The organism is Microbacterium sp. MEC084 (assembly GCF_004514465.2).
GTDB lineage: Bacteria > Actinomycetota > Actinomycetes > Actinomycetales > Microbacteriaceae > Microbacterium.
The window spans coordinates 95,261-104,542 of sequence record NZ_MYFP02000008.1 but is presented as its reverse complement, the minus strand read 5'-3'; the positions used below and the strand labels follow the sequence as shown (position 1 = coordinate 104,542).

Sequence of the window (9,282 nt, the reverse complement as noted above, 5' to 3'; positions counted from 1 at the left end):
GATCACGACGGCCTCGGCGCCGGTGAGGGCCTGGTCGACGGTGTCGGCGTAGTCGAGCTGGGGGTGCAGGCGGCGGGCGTTGGGCATGGCCTCGGGGTCGTGGGAGATGACCTCCGCGCCGAGGCCCTTGAGGCGGACGGCGACGTCGAGGGCGGGGGAGTCGCGGATGTCGTCGCTGTCGGGCTTGAAGGCCAGGCCGAGCACGGCGACGCGGTGGCCGTAGACCTGCCCGTCGAAGGAGTCCACGACGAGGTCGACCAGGCGCTTGCGGCGGCGGAGGTTGATCTCGTCGACCTGCTTGAGGAACGCGACGGACTCGCCCTTGCCGAGCTCCTCGGCGCGGGCCGCGAACGCGCGGATGTCCTTGGGCAGGCAGCCGCCGCCGAATCCGACGCCGGCGTTGAGGAAGCGGCGGCCGATGCGGTTGTCGTGGCCGATCGCGTCGGCGAGCTGGGTGACGTCCGCGCCGGTGACCTCGGCGATCTCGGCCATCGCGTTGATGAAGCTGATCTTCGTGGCCAGGAACGAGTTCGCGGCGACCTTGACCAGCTCCGCGGTGGCGTAGTCGGTCACGATCCGCGGCGTCCCGGTCGACAGGGCCGTCGCGTACACCTCGTCCAGGATCTGCGTGTCCTGCTCCCGGGACGCGTCGGCGACGCCGTACACGAGCCGGTCCGGCTCGACGGTGTCCTTCACGGCGAAGCCCTCCCGCAGGAACTCCGGGTTCCACGCCAGACGCGCCCCGGCAGGCTCCACCAGCCCGGCCAGGCGGGCGGCGGTGCCGACCGGCACGGTCGACTTGCCCACCACCAGGGAGCCGGGCTTCAGGTGCGGGATCAGGCCCTCGACGGCGGAGTCCACGAACCGCAGATCCGCGCCGGCGCCGTCGCGCCGCTGCGGGGTGCCGACCGCGATGAAGTGCACGTCCGCGTCCGCGGCGGTGGCCATGTCGGTCGTGAACGACAGCCGGCCCGACCCGATCCCCGCGGTCAGGATCTCCGCCAGCCCGGGCTCGAAGAACGGCGTCTCACCCGCGGCGAGCTTTCCGATCTTCGCCTCGTCGACATCGATGCCGACCACGTCGTGACCCAGCGACGCCATCGCCGCGGCATGCACCGCGCCGAGATACCCGCAGCCGATGACGCTCAGCTTCATCCCGAAAGGCTCCTCTCGTCGGGCCCGCGGCCGACCCGCGCGCACGCACGCCCTCCATCCTTCCATGGATGGGGAGCGCGGGCCGGTCCCGGCAGGTGGGAGGGCATCGGGCCCGTCTACCAGGCTTTCTTCACTTCTGTCACACTGTTCACATGCGTGCCCCCGACCACGTCCGCCCCGCCATGCCCCGCGGCGGATCCCCGGTGCGCGTGGCGCGCCTCCTCGCGACCTCGCTCGCCGCGCTCGCCCTCGTGGCCGGGCTGTTCCCGCTGGAGTCGGCATCGGCGGCGACGCCCGCCCCGACTCTGGCCGCCACGTCCGAGCCCGCCCCGACGTCCGAGCCCGAGGCTCCGGCCGCCACGGACGAGCCGGCCCCCGACGCGCCCGGCGCGTCCGAGGTGAAGGCGCCCCAGGCGGCCTCGCCCGATCCCGAGACCCCGACGCCCGAGCAGAAGGCGACCCCCACGCCGCCGGTCGCGAAGGTCCCGATGGATCGCGACGACCACCGGGCGGGGGCGGACCAGCTGGCCGAGCGCGACAAGGCCGGCGACGAGACCCTCGACGCCGCGAACCCCGGGAACGTGCCGTACCCCGCGTCGGGTTCCGGATCGGGCGGCGACGCGTCCTCGAGCCGCTTCGAGCTGGTCGCGCCCAAGGAGGCGTTCGTGCCGGCCGCCGCCGTGGTCGGCTTCGTGGCGGGCGACATCATCAGCAACGCGGTGTTCACCAACCGGTCGACCATGACCGCGGCGCAGATCGCGAGCTTCATCGACGGCAAGGTCGCGACCTGCCAGTCCGGCTACACGTGCCTCGAGGAGTACGTCGAGACGACGCCGACGCGCGCCGCCGACGCGTACTGCGCGCAGTACACCGGGGGAGCGAACGAGAGCGCGGCCCGGATCATCTCCAAGGTCTCGCAGGCGTGCGGGATCAACCCGCAGGTGCTGCTGGTCATGCTCCAGAAGGAGCAGGGTCTGATCACCCACACCTGGCCCAGCGACTGGCGCTTCACGATCGCGATGGGCATGGGATGCCCCGACACCGCCGACTGCGACAAGACCTACTACGGGTTCTTCAACCAGGTGTACGGGGCCGCCCGGCAGATGAAGATCTACGGTTCCAGCACCTACTTCACCTGGTACGCGCCGGGCGGGACGCGCAGCATCCGATACCACCCCAACTCCGCGTGCGGGTCGTCGGGCGTCTACGTCAAGAACCAGGCGACCGCGAACCTGTACTACTACACGCCGTACCAGCCCAACGCAGCCGCGCTCGCGGCCGGCTTCGGCACCGGCGACTCCTGCTCGTCGTACGGCAACCGCAACTTCTACAGCTACTTCCGGCTGTGGTTCGGCTCGACCGGGACCGGCGTCACGAGCGTCGCGGACGGCACCATGATCAAGGCCGAGCCGCACGTCTACCTCGTCACCGGTCGCAAGAAGGTGCACATCACGCGCGAGACCCTCGCGGAGTACCAGCGCGTGTTCGGCGCGCCGCGCACCGTGACGGCGGAGACGGCGGAGTCCATCCCGAACGGCGGTCAGGCCTCGTTCTTCCTCCGCAACGCGACCACGGGCGACGTGTCGCTCCTGCAGGGCGGGCAGCGGCATCACTTCTCGTCGTGCGCGCAGGTGTCGGCCTGGGGAGGCTCGTGCGGGACCGAGACCGTGCTGGCCTCGGCCGAGTACACGCGGGTGCCGGCCGGAGCCGCGATCACCGGCTGGGCCCGCCGCACGTCCGGGGGCACCATCCACCAGATCTCCGGCTCGACGCTCATCCCGATCTACAACGAGGCGAACGTCGCCGCCATCACCGGCGGGGCCGTGCCGTACGCGGCCGTCATGCCCGCCGCCAAGGCCGCGCAGTACCAGGTCACCGCGACGAGGTGGGCGCCCGGGCGCTTCATCGAGCCCGCGGCCTCCACGCGGACCTACCTGCCCACGTGGGACTCGCGCCTGCTGTACCTGCCGACGTGGCTGTATCCGGCAGAGATGGGGCTCACACGCGCGCGCGACACCGGCGTCCCGTCGACCGCGTACCAGGGCTACACGAGCGGGGGGACCCTCGCGCAGTTCGTCAAGTGCGGCAGCACGATCTACCTGCCCTCGCGCGGCACGCTGCAGCCGGTGACGGCCGCGGCGGTCGCCGGCTTCCCCGTGACGACGCTCGACGCGCGCACGTGCGGAGTGCTCGAGCTGTCCTCCGCCGTGCCGCAGACGCGCGTGTTCGTGCAGGGAGTCGGCCGCAGCGACGTGTACGTCGCCGAGGCCGGACGCTGGCGCCACATCGCCTCCCGGGGCGTCATGGAGGCCCTGACGGGCGGGCGCTGGCCGACCGTGCTCCGCCTGGCGGATGCGCTGATCGACCACCTGCCCAAGGGCACGCGCATCACGTCGGCCGTGCCGCCGTCCGGATCCGTCATGCAGGTGCGCGGCACCGACCCCGTGTACTTCACGGACGGCGCGAAGGCGTGGTGGATCTCGTCGTGGGACATCGGCGAGGAGTTCGGCATCCGCTCGCGGCACGCCGTCGTGTCGTCGCGCGAGGCGATCGCCGCCCTGACCGTGCAGACCCGCAACCGCCTCCGCCCGATCGTGAGCTGCCACGACGGGTACTACGTGGCCGCGCAGGGGCGCCTGCACCGTATCGCGCTCGCGGGGCTCGGAGGCCTGCCGGGCCAGGGCCTCGCCGCCGCCACGTGCGGTTCGCTGCCCAAGGCCGCCGCCGCCATCAGCGGGCGCCTGTTCGTGAAGGTGGGCACCACGACCTACGTGGCCGAGGCGGGCCGGATGCGCGCGCTGCGCGCCGGCGAGACGCCCGCGTCGCTCAACGGCGGGAAGACGCCGACCGTCCTGACGTGGAACGCCGGCACGCTGGCGTTCGTGCAGGCCGGCAGCCGCTGACCCGGATCCCCGCTCCGGCGGCCGACGGCGGATCCGTCGCGGCCGCCGGACGGCGGGGAGGGCGTCAGTCGATCAGGAGGCCCTCGGCGCGCAGCTCGTCCTGCAGCTCGCCGGGCATGATCCAGACCCAGCTGGCGTAGAACTCGATGCCCTCGACCGGCAGGGCGCCCGAGGCGCGCAGGTTCGAGTCGCCCACGCACGACACCACGATGTCGTACGGCGGGTTCGGCTCCCCGTTCGAGTCGACGCGGTCCACCACCGCGTCGGGCAGGATGCTCCATCCCAGCTTGTTGAAGTACACGCCGGGGAAGCCGCCAGGGCGGCCGCAGGAGAAGTCGTACGCGATCTCGGTCTCGCCCGTCTCAGCCACGAACTCCTCGAACGCGGCGGTGTCGGCGGGCTGGATCTCCTCGCCCGCGCGGAACCGGTCGGACCAGGCGTCGGCGCCCGCCGTGCCGGCGATGCCGAGGGCGAGGACCGCGACGGGGGCGACGAGCGCCCAGCGCCGCACGAGGAGATAGCCCACGAGGCACGCGAGCACCGTGAGCGAGGCCCACAGCCAGAACCGGTTCTCGTTCGTGAACGACGGGATGACGCCCGGATCGAACGGCTCCGTCGGCAGCAGGAAGCCCCACGGGAGCACGCCGGCGATGTGCACGGGCGTCACGTGCGCCCACGTGGGCGCCTGTGGGGCGAGCCACACCAGCACGGGCGCGAACAGGGCGGCGGTGCCCGCGGTCGCCCAGGCCCAGACGCCGGTGCGGACGCCGCGGATCAGCACGGCGAGGCCCAGCGCCACGACGAGCGCGGACACGGGGTCGAGGTACCGGCCGTACACCCAGGAGTCCAGACGGCGCCACGGGTTCTCCCAGAGGTTCCAGTCGTTGGCCCACGCGAGCACCGACAGCAGCCAGGAGGCCGTGAACACCCCGAACAGCCAGGTCGCGCGGCCCATCCGGAACCGGCGCACCTCCCGCCACGCGAGGACGACGAGCGCGACGAACCCGATCGCGACCAGGCCGTACGACCCGACGACCTGGTTCCAGGTCTGGCCGAGCGCGACGCGGACGAAGAAGCCGGGAACGAAGTTCTCGATGTTCTTCATGACCGACTCGCTCTGGTTCGGCTCCGACTCGAGCAGCACGTCGTTGAGCGTGTTGCCGATCCGCTCGACCGCGTACCAGGCGACGGCCAGTGTGAGCCCGCCGGCCAGCGCGGCCTGCCAGCGCTTCACGAGCAGGCCGACGAGCCAGACGCCGCTCGCGAGCACGACGGGCAGCATGCGCATGTGCGTCAGGTAGACCGCGGCGACGGCGACGGCGAACACCACCGCGCGCCAGATCGTGGTGTGCTCGAACAGGCGGAACGCCGCGAGGGCCGCCAGCACGACCAGCAGGAACAGGAGCCGCTCGCTCAGGACGTAGTCGGCCTGGATGGCGCGCGAGGGCAGCGTGGAGACGACGGCCGCCACCGTGAGCGCCTGCGGCAGGTCGAGGCGCATGCGGCGCACGAGAAGCGCGAGCGGCCAGATGGTCGCGGCGGCCAGCACCCAGCCGATGATGCCCGCGGCGCGGTACACGGTGTCGGGATCGTCGAGGAACCACCACAGCGGCGTGAGCAGGATGCCCCAGCCGGGGAAGTAGCCGGCGGAGCCGTACTCCGGCATCGGGTCGCCCGCGAGCAGGCGCGCCAGCTGCAGCAGGTGGAGCTCGTCGAACGGGAATGCCGGCTGGTCCGCGGACAGCCCGACGATGGCGGTCGTGACGAGGTTGGCGAGGATGGCGCCTGCCGCGACGATCCACCAGATGCGCGTCACCGCGCGGGGGTCCCGCGGACGGGCGAGCGCGACGGCGCCGACCGGGAAGGCCGGCGGGCGGGTGCGGCTCACGGGGTCGCCTCGAGGTAGCGCACGAGGCTCGCGTCGGCGTCCGGCGGGGTGAAGCCGGTGCCCTCGATCTTGGTGAGGTCGAGCACGCTGTTGCGCGGGCGGGGAGCGGTGGGCCGGTCGTTGCCGGCGTAGTACTCGGCAGTGGTGACGGGCGTGACGCGGGCGGGGTCGTGTCCGGTCAGCTCGTACACCCGGGCGGCGTACTGCGCCCAGGTGCGGGGCTCGCCCGCGCCCGTGAGGTTGTACGTGCCGTAGGGCGCGCGCGTCTCGAGCAGGTGCTGGATGCCGCGGGCGAGGTCCGCGGTGAACGTGAGCCGGCCGGTCTGGTCGTCGACGACCGTGGGGTCGACGCCGCGCTCGGCCAGGGACGCCATGGTCCGCACGAAGTTGCCGCCGTCGCCGATGACCCACGAGGTGCGCACGATGTAGTGGCGCGGCACGGTCGCGACGATCGCGTCGCCCGCGGCCTTGGTCTGCCCGTAGACGCCCAGCGGGGCGATCGGGTCGTCCTCCCGGTACGGCTCGGCGGCAGTGCCGTCGAACACGTAGTCGCTCGAGACGTGCACGAGCGTGATGTCGTGCTGCGCCGCGACGCGCGCGAGCGCCGCGACGCCCGTGACGTTCGCGGCCCACGCCTCGGCGCGGCCCTCGGGGGTCTCTGCGGCGTCGACAGCGGTGTGCGCGGCGGCGTTCACGATCACGCCGTAGTCGCGCCAGCGGCGCGCGGCGGCCAGGTCGGGGGAGGTGAGGTCCAGGTCCTCGCGGCCGGCGTACTCGATGTGCGCGGCGTCCCCCAGCTGGGCGCGCAGGGCCCGGCCGAGCTGGCCGTTCGCGCCGATCACGAGCGTGCGGCGGGGCGGGACGGGCGTGGCGTCCGCAAGGCGCGGGTGCGCGCGGTCCTTGTCGGAGATCTCCGCCTGCTCGAGCGGGATGGGCCACGGGATGGCGACGGTCTCGTCGGCCAGGTTCAGGAACGAGTACGAAGCGTCGGGCGACCAGTGGTCGTTGACCAGGTACGTGTAGGCCGTGCCGGGCTCCAGCGTCTGGAACGCGTTGGCCACGCCGCGCGGCACGAAGATCGCCGTGGACGGGTCGATCTCGGCCGTGAAGACGTTGCCGAAGCCGGGGCCCTCGCGCAGGTCCACCCAGGCGCCGAACACGCGGCCGGTCGCGACCGACACCCACTTGTCCCACGGCTCCGCGTGGATGCCGCGCGTGACGCCGGGCCGGTCGTTGTAGGAGATGTTGTTCTGCACCGGGCCGAAGTCGGGCAGGCCCAGCGCGGTCATCTTCTCGCGCTGCCAGTTCTCCTTGAACCACCCGCGCGCGTCGCCGTGCACGGGCAGGTCGAACAGCAGCAGCCCCTCGATGGCGGTCGGCGTCGCGGCCAGCTGCTTGCCCAGCTCCGTCACGGCCGTCACTGCCCCTTGCTGGCGTAGAACGCCTCGACGCCGTCCTTGACCGGAGCCCACCACGCCTCGTTGGCGCGGTACCACTCGATGGTGTCCGCGAGACCGGCGCGGAAGTCCTGGAAGCGCGGCTGCCAGCCGAGCTCCGTGCGCAGCTTGGTGGAATCGATCGCGTAGCGCAGGTCGTGTCCCGGACGGTCGGCGACCAGGTCGTACGCGTCGCGCGGCTGGCCCATCAGCTCGAGGATCAGCTCGACGACGTCCTTGTTGTTCTCCTCGCCGTCGGCGCCGATCAGGTAGGTCTGCCCGATCTCGCCCTTGTCGAGGATGGTCAGCACCGCGGAGGAGTGGTCGTCCGCGTGGATCCAGTCGCGCACGTTTTCGCCGGTGCCGTAGAGCTTGGGGCGGATGCCGCGGATCACGTTGGTGATCTGGCGCGGGATGAACTTCTCGACGTGCTGGTAGGGGCCGTAGTTGTTGGAGCAGTTCGAGATCGTGGCCCGCACACCGAACGAGCGCACCCAGGCCCGGACCAGCAGGTCGCTGCCGGCCTTGGTCGACGAGTAGGGCGACGAGGGGTTGTACGGGGTGCTCTCGGTGAACCGCTCGGGGTCGTCCAGCTCGAGGTCGCCGTACACCTCGTCGGTCGAGATGTGGTGGAGGCGCACGTCGTGGCGGCGCGCGGCCTCGAGCAGCGTGTACGTGCCGATGATGTTGGTGTCGAGGAACGGGCGCGGGTCGTTCAGCGAGTTGTCGTTGTGCGACTCGGCCGCGTAATGCACGACCGCGTCGACCTCGCGGAACAGGCCGTCGACCAGCTCGGCGTCGGCGATGTCGCCCTGCACGAAGCGCACGCGGTCCTCGGGGAGGCCCTCGAGCGAGGCGAGGTTGCCCGCGTAGGTGAGCTTGTCGAGCACCGTCACGTGGTGGTCGGTGTGCTCGACGACGTGGTGCACGAAGTTGGACCCGATGAACCCGGCACCGCCGGTGACAAGAAGCTTCGACATCAGCGACCACGCTCCAGAACCTCGAGGAGGTACGATCCGTACCCCGACTTCACCAGCTTCTGCGCCCGCTCGCGCAGCTCGTCGTCCGAGAGGAACCCCTGCCGCCAGGCGACCTCCTCGGGCGCGCCGATCTTCAGGCCCGTGCGGCGCTCCATCGTGCGCACGTAGTCGGCCGCGTCTGTCATCTGGTCGAACGTGCCCGTGTCGAGCCAGGCGGTGCCGCGGGGCAGCACCTCGACGCTGAGCTTGCCGCGCTCCAGGTAGGCGGCGTTCACGTCGGTGATCTCGTACTCGCCCCGCGCGGACGGCTTGAGGTTGCGGGCGATCTCGACCACGTCGTTGTCGTAGAAGTACAGGCCGGGGACCGCGTAGTTGCTCTTGGGGGCGGCGGGCTTCTCCTCCAGGGAGACGGCCTTGCCGTCGGCGTCGAACTCGACCACGCCGTACGCCTGCGGCTCGGCGACCCAGTACGCGAACACGGCTCCGCCGTCGACGTCGGCGAAGCGCTTGAGCTGGCTGCCCAGGCCGGGGCCGTACAGCAGGTTGTCGCCGAGGACCAGCGCGACCTTGTCGTCGCCGATGAAGTCCGCGCCGATCGTGAAGGCCTGGGCCAGGCCGTCGGGTGAGGGCTGCTGCGCGAACGTGATGTTCACGCCGAACTGCGAGCCGTCGCCGAGCAGCCGCTCGAACGCGGCCGCGTCGTGCGGCGTCGTGATCACCAGGATGTCCCGGATCCCCGCCAGCATCAGCGTCGACAGCGGGTAGTACACCATCGGCTTGTCGTACACGGGAACGAGCTGCTTGGAGACGCCGAGCGTGATCGGATGCAGACGCGTGCCCGAACCACCGGCGAGGATGATGCCCTTCACCCGACCATCGTGTCATATGCGCTTGTCCGCATCCCTGGGAGGCGCGGTTGT

General features: G+C 71.7%; 6 protein-coding genes. 1 reads left to right on the top strand and 5 read right to left on the bottom strand.

The annotated features are described in order from the left end of the window. On the bottom strand, positions 1–1,155 hold a 1,155-nt coding region (locus B5M43_RS09195; RefSeq protein ID WP_230667880.1), incomplete at its 3' end, for a UDP-glucose/GDP-mannose dehydrogenase family protein. A gap of 152 nt (positions 1,156–1,307) precedes the next feature. On the opposite strand from B5M43_RS09195, the gene B5M43_RS09190 reads away from it, so the two are divergent. Continuing rightward, positions 1,308–4,058, top strand: a complete 2,751-nt coding sequence (locus B5M43_RS09190; protein WP_134745366.1) for an SPOR domain-containing protein — start codon at positions 1,308–1,310, stop codon at positions 4,056–4,058. A gap of 64 nt (positions 4,059–4,122) precedes the next feature. Here the strand turns inward: B5M43_RS09190 and B5M43_RS09185 are convergent, their stop codons facing one another. From B5M43_RS09185 to rfbA, 4 genes are read right to left on the bottom strand one after another with little or no spacing between them, the layout of a single operon-like run. Then, on the bottom strand, positions 4,123–5,946 hold the full coding sequence (locus B5M43_RS09185) for a hypothetical protein (RefSeq protein WP_134745367.1): 1,824 nt from the start codon (positions 5,944–5,946) through the stop codon (positions 4,123–4,125). Further along, entirely contained in the window at positions 5,943–7,358 is a 1,416-nt protein-coding gene (rfbD, locus tag B5M43_RS09180; RefSeq protein ID WP_055990661.1) for a dTDP-4-dehydrorhamnose reductase, read from the bottom strand. The genes B5M43_RS09185 and rfbD overlap by 4 nt, the downstream gene beginning before the upstream one ends. 5 nt (positions 7,359–7,363) lie before the next feature. Further along, the gene (gene rfbB, locus B5M43_RS09175; RefSeq protein ID WP_055990297.1) at positions 7,364–8,362 is read right to left on the bottom strand and encodes a dTDP-glucose 4,6-dehydratase; all 999 of its coding nucleotides are present in this window, start codon (positions 8,360–8,362) and stop codon (positions 7,364–7,366) included. Continuing rightward, a complete protein-coding gene (gene rfbA, locus B5M43_RS09170) occupies positions 8,362–9,231 on the bottom strand; it encodes a glucose-1-phosphate thymidylyltransferase RfbA (protein ID WP_055990295.1) in 870 nt (289 codons plus the stop codon). Before rfbA ends, rfbB begins: the two co-directional genes overlap by 1 nt. Between the last annotated feature and the right edge of the window lie 51 nt (positions 9,232–9,282).